The 22159-nt window shown below is 40.6% G+C and carries 10 protein-coding genes; all 10 read left to right on the top strand.

What is annotated here, in order from left to right; all coding sequences use genetic code 11:
- Window positions 1-54: 54 nt before the first annotated feature.
- Complete coding sequence (locus BM176_RS10250) at window positions 55-4461, top strand: hypothetical protein (RefSeq protein WP_143097776.1); 4407 nt, start codon at window positions 55-57, stop codon at window positions 4459-4461.
- Window positions 4462-4466: 5 nt separating this feature from the next.
- A complete protein-coding gene (locus BM176_RS10245; protein WP_090102476.1) occupies window positions 4467-6524 on the top strand; it encodes a fibronectin type III domain-containing protein in 2058 nt (685 codons plus the stop codon).
- A 9-nt stretch (window positions 6525-6533) separates the two neighbouring features.
- Entirely contained in the window at window positions 6534-11831 is a 5298-nt protein-coding gene (locus BM176_RS10240; RefSeq protein WP_090102474.1) for a T9SS type A sorting domain-containing protein, read from the top strand.
- Between the two features lie 7 nt (window positions 11832-11838).
- The gene (locus BM176_RS10235) at window positions 11839-13572 is read left to right on the top strand and encodes a hypothetical protein (RefSeq protein WP_090102473.1); all 1734 of its coding nucleotides are present in this window, start codon (window positions 11839-11841) and stop codon (window positions 13570-13572) included.
- Window positions 13573-13574: 2 nt separating this feature from the next.
- Window positions 13575-19064, top strand: coding sequence for a fibronectin type III domain-containing protein (locus tag BM176_RS10230; protein WP_090102471.1), 5490 nt, complete (start codon window positions 13575-13577; stop codon window positions 19062-19064).
- 3 nt (window positions 19065-19067) lie between these two features.
- Window positions 19068-19556 (top strand): hypothetical protein, encoded by a 489-nt coding sequence (locus tag BM176_RS10225; RefSeq protein WP_143097775.1) that lies wholly within the window; start codon window positions 19068-19070, stop codon window positions 19554-19556.
- 41 nt (window positions 19557-19597) lie between these two features.
- Window positions 19598-20104 carry a hypothetical protein gene (locus tag BM176_RS10220; protein ID WP_090102467.1) on the top strand — a complete coding sequence of 169 codons (507 nt, stop codon included), beginning with the start codon at window positions 19598-19600 and terminating at the stop codon, window positions 20102-20104.
- An 81-nt stretch (window positions 20105-20185) separates the two neighbouring features.
- Complete coding sequence (locus tag BM176_RS10215; RefSeq protein WP_090102465.1) at window positions 20186-20863, top strand: SMI1/KNR4 family protein; 678 nt, start codon at window positions 20186-20188, stop codon at window positions 20861-20863.
- 32 nt (window positions 20864-20895) lie between these two features.
- A complete protein-coding gene (locus BM176_RS10210) occupies window positions 20896-21348 on the top strand; it encodes an SMI1/KNR4 family protein (protein WP_090102463.1) in 453 nt (150 codons plus the stop codon).
- A 284-nt stretch (window positions 21349-21632) separates the two neighbouring features.
- The gene (locus BM176_RS10205) at window positions 21633-22097 is read left to right on the top strand and encodes an SMI1/KNR4 family protein (protein ID WP_090102461.1); all 465 of its coding nucleotides are present in this window, start codon (window positions 21633-21635) and stop codon (window positions 22095-22097) included.
- Window positions 22098-22159: the final 62 nt, after the last annotated feature.

The raw sequence follows: 22159 nt of genomic DNA, 5'->3' as shown, positions 1-22159 counted from the left end.
TATATTTGTATTTCTTAATGTAAGAAATTTTTCAGGGACAATATTCTTTTACTAATGTTTATACGCCGAGGTACCCCTCTACCTGTGATGCCCGCCGCATTACTATTCTTTTTAGTGTTTTTTCTGAAGCCGTACATTGTTTTTTCTGCTCAGTTAAAGTCTGATTCCGATACCGCTGTTACAGTTGACGTTGATGCTTATGTCGACGGTGTTTTCAAAGAAATTAAAGACAAAGGAAGATTTGTAAACGCGCTTAGTAGTGAAGATATGGGAGCCTTACCGGTAGGTTTGGTAAGAGAGATCAATGGTAAAGTGTATGTTATTGCTATTGATAGTGCACGCATGACTACCAGTGGTGCTTATTTCAATGCCTATTTCAGGTTCACCTTTCCCGGTACCACCAAAGAGCTTGTTTTTGGCGGTAAAAATATAGGCTTTACGCCTGGCGGTATCAGTGTGGCTTCCTCTACTAAACTGGTATTACTGAATGATCAGCTGATCAATATCAACGACCACTTAGATCTTCTGTTTCCCGGCAATGGTTCCAACTACGTAGAGTGGGATTGTAACGGTTTTAAAGCGGCTAACCTGATTGGCGTATTTGAATTTGATCAATCGATGATACAGCCTGAAGATCCGCAGACAGATAAAGTACGTGCAGCCCTTCAGGTGAATGTAAAAGACCTGAATAATATAATGGCGACGATCGACATACCTGCATTTCATATCGGCGGGCTGAGTGATTTCAGCTTTAAAGTAAAGAATGCAGTTGTAGACATGAGTGATATTGCAAATCCGGGTGGATTGATTATGACCAGTGATATGCTGGAAGATCCGGGTAGCCCGAATTTATGGAGAGGTTTTTATTTACAGGAAATGGAGGTAGGGCTGCCACAGCAACTATCTTCGAAAGGAGGAAGACCCAAACTTACTGTCAGGAACTTTTTTATTGATGATCAGGGGGTAAGTGGTAATATCACTGCAGAGAACATTATTAAACTGGGAGATGCCAGCGCTGGTGGATGGCCTTTATCAATTGATAAAGTAGGACTTAGTTTCAGCAAAAATAAACTTAACGGGGGAGAACTGGGAGGTATGATGAGAATCAGCTTCCTGGGTGAAGATCCTTTAGGATATGATGCCTCCGTAAATATGCGTGGTGGAGATACTTATTATTCTTTCGCACTAAAAACAACGGCAGACAAAAAGTACGCATTCTTTGCAGGAGATATCACCCTCAGTAAAGATTCCCGGATCCAGATCTCCAAAACGGAGCAGGACTTTTTACCAATGGCTGTCCTGAATGGAAAAGTTACACTCAACAAGAGTTTCTTGAAGATCGATAATATCACTTTTCAGGATCTCACGTTGTCTACCCAAAAACCTTATGTTCACAGTGGAACATTTGATATTGCCATTAGCAGCAGCTCGAAGCTAAGCGGTTTCCCTGTTGGTATTGATGCATTGCATATTGGTATATCAGAAGGTAAGATAGGTATAGGTGCGACTGTAAAATTGAATCTGATGAATTCATCAGATAAAGGATTTGCAGGTAGTACTTCTTTTGTAGTGACCGCTGTTCAGGAGGAAGAGATCGAAACAGTGTATGTAAAAGGGCAGGCCGTAACTAAAGTCAATACCCACTGGAAACTGGATAAAGTAACGGTGAATGATATTAAACTGGCGGTAGCCGTTATGGCATTTAAGATGAATGGTGTGCTCACCATTTTCGATAACCATCCGGTATATGGAAATGGCTTCCGTGGTTTCCTGGAATTTTCTATCCCCGGGCCTATACCAAAGGCGAAGGCGACTGCTTATTTCGGGTCAAAGGATGATTACCGCTACTGGCACGTAGATGCTTATATAGGGGTTACCATACAAATCACGCCAATATTTAAGATTAATGGGCTGATGGGAGGTATGTCCTATCATATGGAACGACCACCACAGTTTGATCCATATGATAGCAGGAATTCCATTGATAAGGCAGGTGGTTTGAAAGATGTAAATGAAATATTCCAGTATGTACCTGTGAAAGAAGCCGGGTTGGGCTTTATGGGCGGTGTATCTCTTGCTCTTACTGTCGATGTGGTAGTGAATGCTAACGTAGCACTTGAAGTTCAGTTTGGAACAGACGGTGGTTTCCGTTATGCACAGTTTGACGGTGCAGGATATGTATTACATCAGGCTCTGAAAGCGAAAAGTAAATCGGAAGCAGGTGAGGATGAATCAGCTCCCATCTGGGTGAAGTTTATGATGCGGTATGACAATGTTAATCACACATTCGATGCCAGCTCAAAAACATATATCAATATACTCGGGATTCTCAAAGGTGTTAATGACCGTGGACTGGTAGGTGAAGCTGCACTGCATATTGGTCCTGACGACTGGTGGTTCTATGTTGGCCGCCCTTCTGAGATGTTTGGATTGTCAATAGCCGGACTGGCAGAGGTACGAACCTATTTCATGATGGGAACAAAGGTGGAAGACATGCCTCCTTTACCTCAGGAAGTGAGTGAAGTATTTGATGATGTGAATACAGATTTTATGGCGATGGAAAACTCCATGAAGAGTGGTGGTGGATTTGGTTTCGGGATGCATTTCAGAGCAGGGTTTAAATTCGATTATGGAGTATATGGAGAATTTGCGATAGGAGCAGGGTCAGATATCCTGTTACGTGATTATGGAGATGCCAGATGTAAGGGTAGTAATAGTGTGATTGGATTTAACGGATGGTATGCATCCGGACAGGCATATGCTTTCCTGAAAGGTGATGTAGGTATCCGCGCTAAGATATTAGGAAAAAAACGTGGATTCTCGATCGCCAGTTTATCAGCAGCAGTGCTGTTACAAGCTAAATTTCCTAATCCAAGCTGGTTCAGGGGAATGGTAGGTGTGAAATATGCTATTCTGGGAGGAATGATTAAAGGCTCGGCAAACATCAAAGTGGAGTTAGGTTCTCAATGTGAATTAGTCAGTGCAAAAGAATTGAATATAGCCATCATCAGTGATATCAAGCCAGATGATAAGACTTCTGGTGTCAGCGTGTTTGCTACACCACAGGTTGCATTCAATATGCCGGTGCAGAAGCCTTTCTCTATGTTAAATAATAATGATGAGGTTGCAACTTACCGTATTCAGCTGGATGAACTGAAATTACTAAAAGATAAAACGGAAATAACAGGAACAGCGACTGTCAGTGCAGAAGGAACATCAGCGTCTCTTACACTAAGAGATATTCTTCCTCCGGTAAGTACACTTACCGCTTCTGCTAAAGTGCATGTAGAGCGACAGAATGGTGGTAGTTGGGATGCTTTGAAAGAAGATTTTGAAGTGAAGTCTGTTTCATTCTCTACAGGTGCAGCTCCTGATTATATTCCCTGGGAAAACGTAGCTTATTCCTACCCTGTTAAAAGACAATATAATTATCTGCCTAAAGAATATACCAAAGGATATATCAAATTGAAACGCGGTCAGCCTTACCTGTTTTCAACGGTAGATTCAACCGGTAAGAAATGGAAGGTAACGGCAGCCCTGGCATTGCCAGTAGGTCAGTCGGTCGCTACCACTGTTACATACGATGAAGCACAGGCACAGGTGAACTTTGATATGTCTAAAGAACTTACAAAGGAATCTGTTTATACATTTAATATTGTCCGTACCTCACTGGATGGATCGGCTGCTGCTAATAATGTTGTTAATAAGGAACAGACTACTGTTTCAGAAGATGGTGATACCACTACGATAGCGCAAACTGCATTAAAGGGAAATGCTACTTCTGCCGTAAACAAAGAAGTAATCTCTTATAGTTTCAGGACAAGCAAATACAATACGTTTGTTGAGAAAATGAGTGCAGCTACGGATTCAAAGGACATGTTTGATGTTGCGACGAATTACATCAGTGTCGTTGGTCAGCGCTTTGATATGGAAGAAACATTTGACAAATTTGAAATAGAAGGAGATAATACCTTATCTACCAAACCTCTGATTTCTCTGATGGCAGGAACAAATAACAGCTGGCTGCAAAACACGATTATGCCGTTGTTGTATACTGGTTATCCATTCCACCCTTCTATGACCATCACCCGTGATCAGACAATTACGGGAGGTATCCCTCCACTGGAAGCTGTAAGGTTATATAATAATGGTGTAGCGTCGCTAAACAAGCTGGAAGACGCTGCTATCAGTGAAGGTTATGCACCAACGTTGCCTGGCAGTTGCCGTTTTATGTATTACATTTCCTGCGTTGCATATACCGATTTTCATGAACTGCAGGATAAGGCAAGCCGGTACTTTGTTAATGGAGGAAAAGCCACGCCTGCTATCAGTAAGTTGCTGACAACTATTTACCCCGACCTTCAGGGCAACCTGTTTTACCCGGTAGAATGGAAGTACAGATTACCGGGAACAAACAATATTACGTCATCCATTACACGAAGTATTTACTACAAACTCTAACATTCATGTATCGCATCATACTATCCCTATTATTGTTGTGCACGTACAGTGTAACGCATGCCCAGCAGAAAGAACACCGGATTTCCGGTATGGCAGATCCCGGCAATGGTAAGATCAGGTTGCGCTGGGCACCTGCCAGTTATATTTCCTGGGAAATGGGTAATAAATATGGCTATACCATAGAACGGTTTACAATTTCTGTTAACGGTGAACTAGTTGATCATCCTCAATCCACATTACTTACGCCATCACCGCTGATGCCTTATACGCTACAGCAAATGAAAACGGCTGCAGATAAGGATGAACGCATTGGTATTATAGCAGAATTAATTTATGGAGAAGGAGCTGAGAAGATAAAACCTGAAGCAGGGATAGGTGCTTATTTTGAAAATCAGAATCAGAATGACTGGCGGATGGCGATGGCATTACTCTCCTGCGACTTGTCTGTCAATGCTGCTAAAAGCGCGGGCCTTTTCCTGGAAGATAACAATGTGAAGAAAGGTGAACGTTATGCCTACAGAATAGCACTGGCACGGCAACCGGTGAACCTGGTGGTAGATACTGCTGTTGTATTGGCCTCCCTTGATGAACCGATGTTATTATCACCTCCCCGTGAGCTGGCGATTGTATGTGCCGACAGTACGGCTACACTCGGCTGGCTAACCACTTTCTCAAGGAGTATGTACAGTGCTTATAGTGTTGAGCGATCAGCAGATGGTAAGACATTCAAACCAGTAACTGATCTACCGGTATTGCCTACTGGTCCGGATAAGACCGGGTTCTCCTATTACCAGGATTCCCTTCCCGATAATGATAATAAATACATATACAGGGTACGCGGTATTACTCCCTTCGGAGATTACGGCCCTTATTCAAAGACGGTGGAAGGCACTGGTATTCCTACCGTATCAGACAGGCCGGTGATGGATACTATTATTGTCATTGATAACAAAAAGATTCAATTGCGCTGGCTGCTGCCGGGCGATTTGTCAAATCAATTATCTAAGATCGTCATTACCCGTTCAGAAAATGCAAAGGGGCCATTTATCCCATTGGTTACCCTGAAGTCTCCTGTATATACTTATACAGATGAAAAACCATTGGGATCTAATTATTATCGTATCAAAGGGATTACTAAAAAAGGAAAGGCGCTTTATTCCTTTCCGCATTTCGCGCAGGTGATTGATACAATACCTCCGGCTATACCCACTGGTCTTGCAGGAAAGATTGATTCTACAGGAATCGTTTTCCTGCAATGGGATGCTAATAAGGAAAAGGATCTGCAAGGTTACCGTGTATTCCGAGCCAATGGTCTTAGGGAAGAATTTATAGAGGTAACAAGAGTAATTCTTACCAGCCCGGTTTTTACAGATACGGTAACACTTCACACCTTGACAGCTAAAGTATATTATGAAGTTATTTCGGTAGATAAGAATTATAACACTTCTAATTACTCACCTTACCTGATGTTGAAGAGGCCGGATACGATTGCTCCTTCTCCACCACTAATAACAAAAGCTTACCGGTCGGATAGTCTGCATGGGATTATACTGGAATGGCGTAACAGCAGCAGTGAGGATATTGTGAAATATACGTTGTACAGAATCAATCCAAAAGATAGTATCCGTAAGGAAGTAATTTCCTGGGACACTGCTCATAGCCGTGAAACATATACAGACACTGCTTTACAGTTGGGGAATACTTATTACTACGAACTGGAAGTAGTGGATGATTCAAAGAACAAATCGAAAGAGATGAGTGGAGACGTTTGGTTTGAAGGTAATAAACGTCCTGCTATTAAAACTATCAATGCCTTACTTGATAAGGAAAAGAAGTTCATACAATTGAACTGGCAGTATAACCAGCCGGAAGTGAAGCAATTCCGGATATTCCGGGCAAAAAACGATGATCCCTTTATTCTATTCTCTACACAGAACGGTTCTGTACAACAATGGATAGATGATGAGATCTTTTTAGGAAATGTATATAAATATAAAATTACCGCAGTATTGAAAGGAGATGTGAAAACGGAGATGAGTAAGGTAATTGAAGTGAAATATTAAATCAGAACGATGAAAAAAATTATACTATTTGTATTATTGATATTTAGTGGGAAAGTATGGGGGCAGACGCCTTTAAATTCTTCTGTAACTGTTGTTGGTCAATTACAAGGTAATACATCTGATTTTGGAGAGTTGAAATTAGGTGGCGCTACTATGGATGCAGGGATGTTTACAACGAAAGATAACACGGGTTATACCCGTGCCAGTCAGACAAGGTATCCGCCTCCGGTAAGTATAACACGTAATGACCTTGGTATTGGTACTCTAAGTAGCAGTACTGCTTATCCAATCAGAGGGAATTCCGCAACCGATCTGTCATTTTATGGCTCTTATTCTACTATGGGGGGATTTCAGGTTAGGTTTGTTTACTTTATGATAGCGCCCAGTGCGATCACTGTTACTCCTGCCTTACCTACCCAGATTTGTGCCAGTGCCACGGTCTCGCTTAGATCGACAAACAACTGGCCCATATTTTCTGATGGTATTGTTAGTACAAAGGTAAGTTGGGAATATAGTATAAAGGGTTCTTCTGTCTGGAAAGAGTTTTATACTACCAATAGCTTTTTTGCAAGTTTTAAACCTTCGGAGTACATAACAGAAGTTCTAACATCCTCACAAATTATCCAGTTTCGTTGCAGAATAAAAGCGCAGTATCCTACCGAAACTTTTTATTCAGATTATAGTCCCGTTACGGGCGATTTGACAGTTCGCCCAGCAGCGCCTATTGGAGATGCCAGTAAGATTGTAGTAACACCGGCTTGTTCTGGTCAGCAAAATGGTAAAGTTGAATTACCAGGTACAGCCATTACTGGTGGATTTGAAACCATGCGATGGATTCTGCGGCCGGGGAATGTTTCCGGTCCTTGTGATCCGGGGTTTGTTAACGGAGTATCCAATTGTGGAGATATGGTAGATTGGAGCATAGCTATTCCGGTTGCGACAGGGGTATTGGCAGACAATATTCCTCCCGGTACATATTCTTTATGGTTACTGAATCCGGGGGCAGATGCAGGCAATTGCCTTGTATCTCTTCCTGTACCTGTGGTAACCGAATTAAATGCTTTAACGATTAGCCAGAATTCCGCCCAGACTATTGCAGCCAGCTGTTATGGGGCTTCCAATGGAAGTGTTGGAGTTATTGCTGCAGGTGGAGATGGAGCTAAGACAGGGTACTATTTTACATTGAAAAAATCGGATGGCACAATTGTAAGTGCGGAACAACGGATCACAGGTACAACTATTGTATGGCAGAATCTTTCTGCAGGGTTGTATTCTGCTGTGGTAAGAGATAATACCTGTACGGATGAAAAATCACTTCTTGTTGAAGTTAAACAGCCAGATCCTATCTCCGGTACATTAACTGTTGCTCAGCCGGTGTGTTCTAATCCGGGAGATGGGAGTATCGGCGTGGTGGCGACTGGTGCTACTAATTATAAATATAACCTCTATAAAGATGCAGCGCTGATTCAACAATCAGGCACTACGACTGCTGCAAATTATGCGTTCAATGGTTTGGTAAGTGGTAATTACAGTGTAGAAATTCTGAATGCTGATAATGTAAGTTGTACCGGCGTGATGAAAACTGCTACATTGAATGCAGTAACCGCACTTTCTTTACAATTAACAGCAAGTGATTCCGTAAGTTGTAATGGTGGAAACGACGGACGTTTAAAACTCTCTGCCAGCGGAGGGTCTGGTAGTTATAAGTATACGCTTGGTACTATAACCAATACCAATGGCGAATTTACCGGGTTAGCAGCGGGTGATTATTCGGTTACGCTTAAAAATCAGGCAACAGGCTGTAGTGATGCGGTAGTAAAAACATTCAGTGTTTATCAAAGAAAGCCTTTGCAGGTATCATTGCAAAAAACAGATATCACATGTAATGGGGCTGACAATGGATTGTTAAAATCGAATGTTACCGGAGGTTCCGGTTCCTATAGCTACACCTGGCAGCAATTCAAAGCGGGTAGCTGGACTGGCAACAGCTTCTGGTTTAGTACTGATACACAGATTGAAGGACTGGAGCCAGGTAATTACCGTGTGATTATCAGCGATGCTAAGGCAACAGGTTGTACGGTTACTTCTAATGTGATTACATTGGCAGATCCTGCACCAGTGGTGATTACAGGTATTACGGTAAATGAAGCGGTATGCCTTGCAGAAGGAGCATCTATCAATATGACAGCCAGCGGTGGTGATGGTAATTACACTTATCAATGGTCCCTGGATGATGGAAACACATTCACAGCTTTTACGACAGGTAATGCATTGCATACTGCCGGTACTTATCTGTTTGGTGTAAAAGATGGAAAAGGTTGTAAGGTAGTGAGCCAGGATTCTTATGCCATCACTTTGCCGGCATCCCCACTTAGTTTTACAACACAATTATCCGGCTATAATGGATTTAATATTTCCTGTACAGGGGCCAGTAACGGCCGTATTGAAGTGAAAGCAACCGGAGGAGATGAAGGTGTTTATACTTATAAACTGAATAATGGACTTTATCAGGCGGGCAACATTTTTACTGATCTGGTTGCAGGCAATTATACTGTAAGTGTAAAAGATGGCCGTGGTTGCGAGTTATCAGCAGCAGTCATCCTTACGCAGCCAGCCATTAAAATTAATGCAGTCAAACAGGATGTTCTTTGTTATGGTGCATCCACAGGTCGTATTGTCACGAATATATCCGGTGGTGCTGCTCCATATGTGTGCTTATTAAATGGAGCCCTTGTAACAGATGTGATTCCAAATCTGCCTGCGGGAGATTATTCATTACATATTACAGATGCGAATGGCTGTTTTAAAGATAGTACGATCAGTATCATTAATCTCTATCCTGCATTAAATATTCAAAGTGCAACGGTGAGTGATATTGTTTGTTATGGCACACAAGGTCATATTACACTGGCAACAACCGGAGGGGATGGTGTTTATCAATATGCTATCACTAATGATAACTGGATAACAGAATCGGCTTATACGAATGCCGCTAACCTGGTAGCTGGTAATTATGCTGTACGGGTAAAAGATGGTCAGGGTTGTACAGCCAGTTATGCGGATCATTTGCTGATAACAGCACCTGGATCAGCACTTGCTTTTACAGCTACTTTATCTGATTATAATGGATATAATATATCCTGTGCAGGTGGAGATAATGGATTTGCCCAGGTGCTGGCAAATGGGGGAAATGGCAGTACTTACAGTGGTTATACTTATGCACTTGATAATGGCGACTTCGGGAATGCTTCACTGGTAGAGCATATCAATGCTGGTGATCATATGCTGACGGTAAAAGATGGCAGAGGATGTACATTGTCTGCCAGTTATACCTTCACGCAATCAGCCCAGGCAATTGATCTCCGATTGGTTAGTCAAACAGATGTGATCTGCGCGGCAACACCTGCAGGGAATGTAACTGTTGCAGGAAGTGGAGGAGTAGGTTCGTTACAGTATAGCATTGATAATATTAGCTGGCAGCCAACTACTTCCTTTTATAATCTGATAGCGGGTAATTATACCATCCTGGTAAAGGATGCAAACAGTTGTAGTATTGGACTCCCGGTAAAGATTAATTCTCAGGATCCGGCTATTGTGATCGACAAGGTAACGCTGAATGATATTGTTTGTTACGACAGTAAAGGAACGATTAACATCCAGGTACATGGTGGAGCAGGTACACTCATTAGTGAATACGCTTTTAACGGAGGTGCTTATACGACCTTTAATAATACCACAGGACTTAACGCAGGAAGTTATACCGTACGTGTAAAAGACGGACCCGGTTGTTATTCAACAGTTGTTGATGCAGGTATTATTACAACGCCATCATCTCCGCTTACGGCTACTATTACTACATCAGATTTCAATGGTACACAGATATCATGTAATGGTCTTACAGACGGAGCATTTATTATATCCACCGAAGGTGGAGGTATTAATTATCAATACAGTTTTAACAATGGTGCCTATACGGATATAAGCAGCTATGATCATTTAGCAGCAGGTACTTATCCTGTAAAAATTAAAGATAACCGCGGTTGTGTGATCACCAGGAATGCAGCTATGCAGCAACCTGAAGCTGTAACGCTTACCGTCGCGGGAATTGTGGATTTGTCGTGCGGTGCCGATCCTACCGGGAAGATCACCCTTCAGGCCGGAGGAGGTATTATACCTTACCAATATGAGTTGGGGGATGGAGAATGGCAGGAAACGCCCGTTTTCCCGTCTTTAACAAACGGTAGTTATGTTGTGCGGGTTAAAGATAAAAACAGCTGTATGGTGGTAGATAATGCCACTGTGAAGGCATTGAACCCTGCCATTACAGCGGATGAAGATATCACACCTGTAAATTGCTACGGAGAAGCTAATGGAGCTGTAAAAGTGAATGTGGCTGGTGGAGATGGAAATTATATCTATCAGTGGAATGTGGCAGGAGTGTCCGGGAGTAATCCACAGCATTTGCCCACCGGGAATTATACATTGAAATTGACTGATGGTAAAGGGTGTATGCAAATATTCAGTTATGAAGTACCGCAACCGGATCTGCTTACTCTTGCCACAACAGCCCCCGCTGTGTGCGACGGGCTGAGTGACGGTCATATTAACGCAACCGTGCAGGGAGGTATTTCTCCTTATCAATATGCCCTTGATAATGGAGCATGGGGTATATCGCCAGTCTTTGAAAACCTGACTGCAGGTAATTACAAGTTGGTGGTTCAGGATGTTAACGGATGTAATGTGCGTAAGGATATTGTAATAGCAAAGTCCAATGTGAAACCGGAAGTGAATTTCCTGGTGGCCTCTCAGAAGAATGCATTGGATACACTTGTGATAAAAGAGATCAGTGTACCCGCACCCGATAATGTAAGCTGGATTTATTCACCCGAAGCAGTCATTTTAGGAAATAACATGATAAAGTTTAGTCAGCCAGGTAACTACTGGGTACAGATGACTGCAACTTTCGGAAGCTGTACCTATACCCTGAAAAAAGATCTGAAGATTAGCACCTATGATCCGCTGGCCGGACCAGTATATACATTGCCTGTTCATGTAATAGATACAGTGTTGTTATCGCCGAATCCCAACAACGGAAATTTCGGTTTCCAGGTGAAGCTGATTAAAAAACAGCAGGTAGTGGTATATGTGTATGACATGAACGGGAGGTTAGTTGATAGAAAACAATATTCGCCAACATTGCTGATTAATGACACCTTCTCGCTGGGGAACAGTATCAGTGGTACTTACCTGTTAAGGGTAATCACAGAAAATGATAGCAGGGATGTACGTTTTATCATCAGCAAGTAGAAAGAAAATGAAACGATTATTACTCTGTTTTATATTACTCACAGCTTCCAGGCAGGCTTATTCGCAGGCACTGGATCAGCTGGGTGTAAAAAAGGGGATTAGTATGAACGGGTCCATCAATGCCAGTACCACTGCCTATAAGGCCAATGGTATTGAGAGCAGGCGAGATCCGCTGGCCTGGTATCTGAATGGTAATATCAACATCAATATGTTTGGATATGCAATGCCATTTTCATTCAGTTACAGTAACCAGGGAAGGAACTATTCACAACCTTTTAACCAGTTCCGGTTTGCACCTTCGTACAAATGGGCAAGGGCTTATTTGGGCAGTACAAGTATGAACTTCAGTAATTATACACTGGCAGGTCATATGTTTAATGGAGTGGGGGTGGAGCTGAGTCCTGGTAAATGGAGAGTATCTGCCATGTATGGCACATTGCTTAAGGCTGTACCTTTTGATCCGTTGGTGCCGGAGAGTTACAATCGTGCAGCTTTTCAGCGGAATGGCGCCGGTGTGAAAGTGGGGTATGAAAGTAATGGTGATATGTATTCCGTTTCCTTATTTCATGCAAAGGATTATATTACTTCGTTGCCATACATCCCCGCCGATGCAACCATTTCTCCAAAGGAGAATGTAGCCGTTGCCGTTAATATCCGTCAGCATATCACTACACATATATTTGTGGATGCCGAGTATTCAGTGTCTGCCCTGAACCGTGATCTCCGCTCGGAAAAGAATGCATTTGACAGCAGCAGGGGAACATCTAACTTTTTAGGTAATTTACTGAAGCCAACTAATACCACCCGGTATTTTGATGCTATCCAGGCGGGGCTGGGGTATACCGGTAGCTTTTATACAATCCAGTTGCGTTACGAACGGGTAGCGCCCGACTTTGTAACACTTGGTGCTTACAATGTGGTGAATGATATGCGGAACATTACGGTAGCACCTACGGTACAATTGTTTGGTGGTAAAGTAAACGTATCTGCCAATGCGGGGATGCAGGTGAACAACCTGGATAACAGTAAAGCCAGCGATGCAAAGCGTCTTGTAGCGAATATCAATACTGGAATCAATCCCAACGAACACTGGACTATCAATGCAGGGTATTCCAATTTCAGTAATTATACACGTGTGCGACCGCTTATAGATCCCTATTTCAATAATCCGCTGGATACGCTTGATTTTTACCAGGTGAATAACAGTTACAATGCTATGCTGATGTACCGTACGGGTGATCAGAACAAGCAACAGGCTATCACCCTTAATTCATCTTATCAATATGCCAGTGATAAAAGCAGTGCTAAAGATGCGGTAGCGAATCTGAGTAAGTTTTTTACTTCCAATTTAAGCTACAGTTATAACCTGCCACCAAAGACCTTGTCCATGACGGGATCTGTAAACTATTACAGGAATACATCGGCAGGTTTGAATACTACATTCATGGGGCCCAGTGTGAATGTGAATAAGCAGTTCTTTGATAAGACATTCCGTACGGGTGTAACAGCTACCTATAATGTAACAAAGGCCACCAGCGAGTCGAATACAACTAACAATACTTTATTTAATACCGGGTTGAATGTAAATTATTCTCCCAAAGGGAAGCAACCGGAAGGTGCCGCCCATAAAACAACGCATAATATCGGGGCATCTGTGATGTGGATGTTACGGGGTGCTGCTGCATCTCAACCCGGCTATAATGAGTTGACCAGTACCATTAATTATACCTATTCGTTTTGACCATGAGATCAAGTATATCCCGTGTATTTTTCAGTGTGATATTGTTCGTTATTGCAGGATTATCCGTGAAGGCGCAGCAGTTCCCTGTTACAGCCAGCACTCAGATCATTCCTCCATATAGTGTTTATCTACCTGATTATGCAGTGCCTGGCAGTGATAAGTTACGTGTAATCCTGGTACAGAACGATCTTACGCAGCCTTCTTATGATGTGATCCTGCAGATGACGGTAGAGCAGAATGGAACGCTGATTATGCGTACTTCGGGAGCTTTTCATCCAAGGGCACTTACGCTCACGGCTGGTGTACCTACTATTATTAGTGGTGCAGATCTCTCCGATTACCTGAATACTAATAATATCGACTTCAGCGGAGGCTTTAGTCGTGATAATTACGACCGCACCAAAGCCTTGCCGGAAGGAGCTTACAGGATCTCTTTCACAGCATTTGACTATCGTCGTCCTACAGTGCAGGTAAGTAATACGGGTGCGAATATCTTCTTCTTTCAGAAGAGTGAACCACCTTTGTTGAATCTGCCTATTTGTGGTAGTCGTGTCGACAAGATCGATCCCCAGTTTCTTACATTTAACTGGAGCAATCGTAATACTCCGAATCCTTTACCCGGTAGTGGCACAGAATATATCTTCTCTTTATACGAGATCAAACCGAAGAATAGTAATGCGGATTATATTGTTCGTAGTGCCCGGCCGCTGTATACTGTAACTACAGAAAGTAATACATTAATCTATGGTCCCGGTGAGCCGCAGTTGATCGACAGCATGGAATACGTTTGGATTGTCCAGGCACGTGATAAGAGTGGTCGTGATATGTTCAGCAACCAGGGATATAGTCAGAGTTGCAAATTCACGTATTTAGGTACGAATCCTTTCCAGGTTAATAATATCAATAAACCTTTATTATACGGAGTATCAAATGGCGAACGTAGTATCAAACTGTGGTGGCCACGGGCATCCAGTAACAGATATAGTGTTGAGACTTACCGGCTGCAGTACCGTGCCGCAGCCAAAGATGGAGTGGAGTACGATTGGTTTACGCAAGAAACGCAGACAGATAGCGCGTTAACACTGCATAGCCTTGAACCCAACCGTCGTTATGAAGCACGGTTACAATGGCGTATATCCGGTGTGTATGGCCCATATAGTGAACTGGTGACAGTCACCACAGATTCTCTGAGAGTTTTTAGTTGTGGAGATGGCAGTAAATTACAACTACCGGCAAACAGTCAGCCGCTTCCTTCAGCAATAGCAGGTAATATTGTTCGTATAGGTCTTTTTGATGTGATGCTAACGGAAGTGACCGGAGGTAATGGTGTGTTCAGTGGTACCGGTCGGGTGATCACTCCAGGATTTGGAATGGGATTACCTATGTATTTTAATAGCATCTCCATTAATACAGACCTTGTTGTAATACGTGGAGAGATGCAGGCAGTCACCAGTGGCATAGATAAATTCGTTAGTGATGAATTGAAAAACCAGCATGGAGGAGATGATGTAGGACAGGTGAAGACTGGCGACATCGTACCAGATATCACTACCAATCTCCACATTTTCACGAAGGAGAATATTACAGTAGATACGTTAAGCGGCACCATTATTTTAACAGATGGTAAAGGAGGAAAAGAGGTAGTAAATTATACTGAAACAGGTAAGACATTACCATTGGTGATTGAAGATGCCGATGGTCATCTTTTCAATATAGATAAGAATGGCACTGTAACCGATGCCGGTATTCGTGATAAGAGCATTAATACTACAACATTAAATAATCTGGATCTCAGTAAAGGCCGGATTACATTTAGTGCAGCTGCCAATAACAAGTATGCATTTGATGCATGGAAGGAAGCGTACACCGGAAAAGCAGTACTTGACAGCAGTTATGAACTCCTGGCTAATGGTCAGTACCGGGTTAGTGCTAAGGCTATCATACCAGGAGCACATGAAGATGTAATAGCTACCCTGGAAGGAAGTTCAGATACTTCTACAATTAAGTTTGTTAGCGGGATGGGGATTGTGTATCCATCAACAAAAACAGGTAATCAATATACTGTGACGATCACAGGCGGTCCTGCCAGTGATGCGCAGGAGGTCTTTGCCGTGTATCCTAAAGCAGGTGGCGGGTATACAAGCATAGGTAAATTGCTGGTAGCGAGTTATGCACCAATTCAGCAGAAGGTTGTGTTGATCCCGGTAGGACAGAATACTTCTGTACCGGAAACTGCTATTAAGAGCAGTCTTGAAAAGGCCTATGGTAGGATCGGAATTTCCTATACCGTGGAAACGGATAATACATTCCGGGATAATACCAGCTGGGATCTTGATGGTGATGAAGTATTACAGGATAGTAAGAGTGCTTTCCTTAGTAACGGCTTTACCGGTGAGGAGAAGGCGATGAAGAAAGCGTATGCTAAAACACATGACATTGATGATGAGGTAACTTATCTGTTTGTTGTGAATGAGGCAGCGATGAGTGGGTCTGATCTGTTAGGTAAAATGCCCCGTCAGAGTCAGTTTGGTTTCATATTTGTAAAAGGCGCTTCTACTGATGAAATAAGCCGCACAGTAGCACATGAAACGGGGCATGGTGCTTATACATTGGAGCATACGTTTAGCAGTGGTATAGGCTTATCTCAGGGTAGCACGGATAACCTGATGGATTATAACAACGGTTATACGTTGCTGAAATACCAATGGGATATAGTGCATGATCCGGGGCATGTGTGGGGAGTGTTTGAGGGAGATGGGGAGTCAAATATGGAACGGGGTAAATCATTGTACAAGTGTTTGAATGGTATTCCTGCAGACGTATGGAATGGTAAACATATATTCTATGCTCCGGATGGGAATGTGATTAAATTACCGGATAACGCAGTTCCAGCTTCTGTTTATTATAAAGATTTGAGTACCTCCAATTCTGCTAAGAAGGGCTCATTAGCATCGTTCATTTATAATGGAAAAGAATATGATGCATTTTATTATCCAAGTACTGGTGCATTTGCGGGATATAGTTACGATAGTAAAACCTATTATAATTCAAGTAAATTAAACTCCGGAGAAGTTGTTACTGAAATTGGCGTATCAGATGATGATGTGCGCTGTGAGGTAACGATTGATGGAGTAACGCATCCAAATCCCGGATGTCTGTGTCAAAATAAGATTTACAAGAGAAATTATGATCTCTTTACAAAAATAGTTGTAGGATCTGATCAGCCAGCGGTGAAGGAGGAGATTTACAGTATTTGTCAAACGCTGAGTGAATTGCCTTCAGATGTGCTTGAAACGAATAACCAGCTTTTTGAATATACTTATAATGATGTTGGTGATCAATGGTATGATTCGAAGAAGCTGTCATCCATAACAGTAGATGAACTTAAAAAGATACATGAGCAATTTAAATCTCTAAATGCAAACATTAAGAATTTCCAGGAATGTAAATTCAATGATGCAGCTGAGATTCTGGCATTTATTAAAGAGCATTTTGTAGTTACTTCTAAAAAAGGAGGTGTTTTTGCCAAATCTTATCTGACGAACATACCATTTATTAATCTGACGGTTGACAACAGGATATGCCTGATAGAGAAATTAATGCAGCCTAAAGAGTTGCGTCAGCGTTATTCGATCAACAGCCCTGATTTTTACGAACAGGATATTATAGTTGAAATAGTAAGGAATTGTAAGAGTACGGCGGAAATATATGCGGTAATAAAGCATTTTGATGATAACAAAACGTTATTCTCATTGCTTAGCAGAATGTATGATTACCTGTATTTATCGGAAGGTAATTTTACTCAGCTGGCTAATGCCATTACAATATCAGTTATTGATGTAGAGCGACCAGGCACTAATCCGGCTTTCTTCCCTATAGAACCAATAAATAAGGGTAAATGGCTTGAGTTTGATAATGGTTTATTAACAGCAAGGAATATAGAAGATTTTGATACAAAGAATCAAAAAATAAGCCTTGAAGTAAAGAATGGAGCTGGTGTTATCGTTGATTGGGCGTTGGGGAATGGATATGGAAGAGCAAAATTGTTCAAGAATGGGTTTGACCCGCTTGAAATGATCATAGTGATTCCTAAGAGGGATGTAACAGCATTTGGTACTACATTAATTAAAGGGATACCGTATGTATTGCCAGCCATTGGGGTGTATACATTGTTTAAAATAGATACTAAGCAAGCCGTAGTTACAACTTCAGCGATAGCTGCCAATACAGCGCTCTGCATGATTGGAGCCAGCGGATTATCTTCAGCGGGTATCTGGGCAAATATCGGGTTTGCGGTAGATCTGACATTATCTGATTTTACCATTTTTGCAAACATGGCTCCTGAGTTATATCAGGATCATCCGGAATTCGTTCAGAATCTCAATTATCTTACTTATGCCTATACGTTAGGAAGAGTAGGCTATGCAGGATATGCAATGGCAAAAGTTACAGCTCCTGCCAGAGTAGTGGAAGCTTATTTTGCTGAAGATGCTCATGCACTATCCGAAAGAGTAGTAATAGTAAGCGAGGGCGAAATGCGGCATCTAAATGCATCGTTAAATAACATAAAAGATAAGAATCTATATGTAGCAGTTCACGGTGAAGGAGATAAATTCTTTGTAACGATAAATGGAGTAGAGGAGGAATTATCCAACACTTCTTTAGCTATACACTTATTAGAGAAACAAATTCCTGTCAATACTGATATTGTATTAATTTCGTGTAGTGATCTTAAGTCAGCTCATCTTCTGGCAGATTTTATGGATCGCCCAATATATGCCAGTCATGGTTGGGTGGATTTAGGTACAAATGGAGGAATAGCAGGGGAGTATGATTTTGTAAAGGTAAGCCCTCATGTTGAAGAGGCAGAAGTAGCTACAATCAGAATTGGGTCTGGTGAAATGCCAACTGGAGAAATAGTGAGATTGGGTAAAAGTTCAACATTTGTAGCTGCGGAAGAAGGAATGGAGGTAATGGGCACGTTAACTCGTTTAGGTAGAGAAGCATACTATACAAATCCATCGGGAAAGACAATGAGTTGGGGAGAACAGACTCCGGATGTAATTTCGAAAAGAATAGCTGACGCAAAGGCTCTACCTATAAATAATATTAACAAGGGAGCTCTTGCCGAGGCTAAAGTTGGTGAGTTCGTGGCGAGCAAGAAACAATTATTGGGCTACGGGTTAAAGATGAAGAATGGAAGTGCAACAATCGCTGAATTCGATAATATTACGGCGCACGAAATAATAGAAGTGAAAGCTGCCTGGGGTGCTATGAAGAAAGGTCAGTTTGAGAAATTTTTAATTTCCACTGAAGGTTCATTTTGTAATCCATATAATAAAAAGGTTATATTGTTTGTTGATGAACCATTGGTAAATATCTCTCCGAATGAAAAAGATATTCTTGATGGTATAAAGGCATTAAGAGGTACTAATGGGGAATCCATAACCGTTGTTACTTCTTTGGAAGAGCTTGAAAAGGTAATAAAATAATTTATGGGATATTTTGTTCATTTATTAAAGAATTGGGAAAAGCATTCTCCACTTAAAATGGTAAAAGATATAGCGGAGGCTTCCTTTAATATTGATGCTTTATATCATTACAGGAATGATAAAAAGTTTTTTTCTGATGGCTCCATTCGCCATTTTACAACCTATATTGGAAATAGTATCCAGAATATTGATGAAGATAATGGATTCACTTTTGAAATTGAAGGGCTTGATCCTACATTTTTTGCACTGGATTTTGATAAAGATTTCGATTATTTAGTACCCGGGGAAAAATTATGTAGCCTGGCCTATATTGATAAATTGGATAAAGATGCATTCGAGTTATTTTATCATTTCTGCTATGAATATCTGAAAATAAATACTGATGAGTATATATACCTTGATAGTTCAACCAGGCCATTTAGTTGGGAGGAAATGAAAAAACTAAGTATGTATCCTTATGATAAGGATTGGTTATTAAAAGACGTAATATAGTTAAGGAGGATACTATTTGCGAAAGAATAACAATAATATTTATGGGGTATTTAATTTATTTATTGAAAAACTGGGAAAAACATTCTGCGCAGAAAATGGTGAGGGATATAGCAGAAGTTGCTTTTAATGCTAACTTTTTTTTCGAATATAAAAATGATAAAGAATATTTTCCGGATGGGAAATTCAGTCATTTATCTGTTTTTATTGCGGATGATTTTTTTAGTGTAAATTATGATAAGCAAAATAAGTGTTTTGTTTTGGAAATTCAGGGTGTTAATCCTGGAGGCATATCTTCTGGATCAATTCAAAAGTTTGATTTTTTAAAACCAGGGGAGAATTTATGTAATCTAGCTTCCATTAAAGATTTAAATGAAGAAGCATACGAGCTGTTCTATCGTTTTTGTTATGAATATTTGAGATTAAACCCAGATGAGTATTTCTGGTTTGATTTATCTAAGTGGGTATATGGTTGGGAAGAAATGCAACGGCTTAGTAAATACCCTTACGATAAGGATTGGTTATTTAAAGATCCTGGATTGTTAGAATGATGCTGTGTTTTCTCTATTAATGGATGAGGAATGCTTTGACTCCTTGAATTTTAAAGAATATAAGTGTTGTCTGATAATATTATGGATAAACAAGGACTTGACTATATAAAAAAACATTCGGCTGAGCTGCAGATACTTACTGTTGATGATCTGCCTGATCCTACTGTGTTGCCAGCTTCCTGGCTGGATCTGTTATCTGTAAAAGGGGAAGAACGGATAAATAAGACACTGGAACTATGGAAACCTTTCAGTAAAGAACTGGGGAATGTATTGATGTATCTGCATGAAAATCTGAGAAGTGTTGAGCTTATCCATCAGGTCCATGGATATTCACTGTTATATGGTATTCAGAAGGAAACGAGAATACTTTATTATGAAGGACAAAATCCCCTGTCCAAAAAAGTTCCAGATAACATCAGTAAGTATTGGAAACATTTGCCAGAAAAATTGTCTGACTTTTATGAACTACATAATGGATGGTTCTATTTTGCGTCAAGATCGATGGGATTGGCATCTGTAGAAAGGTGGAGTTTTCTTGGCGATGATGAATGGGGGATTCTGGATGAACTTGGAGAATTGGACTTTAACCTGGATGATATGCTGGCAATTTATCCCAATGGGATGGGTGATTATGTTTGCGTGAATGTAACAAAGGAAAGAGGTGAAAGTATGTTATGGTTCCATAACAAAGCCCCTATGAGAAATATTGATTTCTGGCGGATAATAGATGTTTGGACGCATATAGGAATAACTGGCTGATCTTTCTTCTCAAAAAGATTTATACCAAATTGATGCAACATAAATATCTAGGTTTTTTAGAAGAATATAAAAAAGATCATTTATCATTTGCTACTGGTTGTACAAATGATGAAATTGATCAGATCGAAAAGAGTTGGAATGTAAAGTTACCATTGTGTTACAGGGAACTTTTCCTAATATTTGGAAAATATGGCGCATTTGCTTTTGATTTGGGTAATACCTTTCAATATGAAGAATTTCATGAAATGCAGCAGGAAGCTATAATGATTGCGGAAGATTATGATTTGGACTTTATGAATAAGGAAAAAGACAATTTTGTATTTTCCTGTTTTGGGCTTCATGGAAAATTTTGGTTCTTTAAACTGGATGAAGGAGATGATCCTCCAGTTTATGAATTTAAGTCTGGGAATGATAAGTATATAAAAATAAAGGATCATTTTTCTGATTACGTTAAATCATTAGACATATATAGAGAATATGTATAGGTAAATGGAAGTAGTGGGGTGTAAAGAAGATAATTATTTTCATAAGGTTGGACAACGGCTTGCCTAAGTTTATATATGATCAAATACAGTTTGGGTATAGGTGTTATGTTTATAGGCGGTAGGAAAGTTGTTAATCGTCTTGGTGTTCATGAGCCGAAAATTCTATGTATGACGAGCATGATAATGTAATTATGGAAAAGGTGTTTATTCCTTCCAAATGGAAAATATACGAAGAAAGATATGACGACTAGCTATATTACCTTAATCTGCTATAATTAATAGGGATGAAATATTTGTTTTTCCTGGAGCCTTATATGGAAATTTTTGGGAAGTATGAAAAAATACAAGGAATATCTGAAACGGAAATTGAAAATCTAGAAATTGAATTTAAAATTATTCTTCCAGATGCATATCGGGAATACTTGTTTTTTTTCGGCAAAGAAAGTGGGCAATTGTTTACAGCATACTATACTGAAATCAAATATTTGCTTGAAACAAGGTCTGAAGCGATTGCAGCTTTGAATTTTGATGATAGGAAGACCGGACCCAAAGCAAGTATAAATGAAAAGTATTTTTTGTTTGGACAATGGCAAGGTTACGTGTTTTATTTTTTTGATTGTCGAGAGAATAATCAAGATCCTCCAGTTTATGCTTTAATGGATAATGGGACAATTATATTGCATAAACCTTCTTTTTCTATATTTATAAAGGATGATGGATTGAATCCTGTAATTGAATCTTTGGAATAATTTATATCGGATTATTTGGAAATAATAAAAGGAATATTGGAAGCATTTTAAAGAAATTAATG

Source organism: Chitinophaga sp. CF118 (genome assembly GCF_900112615.1).
Lineage (GTDB): Bacteria > Bacteroidota > Bacteroidia > Chitinophagales > Chitinophagaceae > Chitinophaga.
This window is presented reverse-complemented; position numbering and strand designations above follow the sequence as displayed.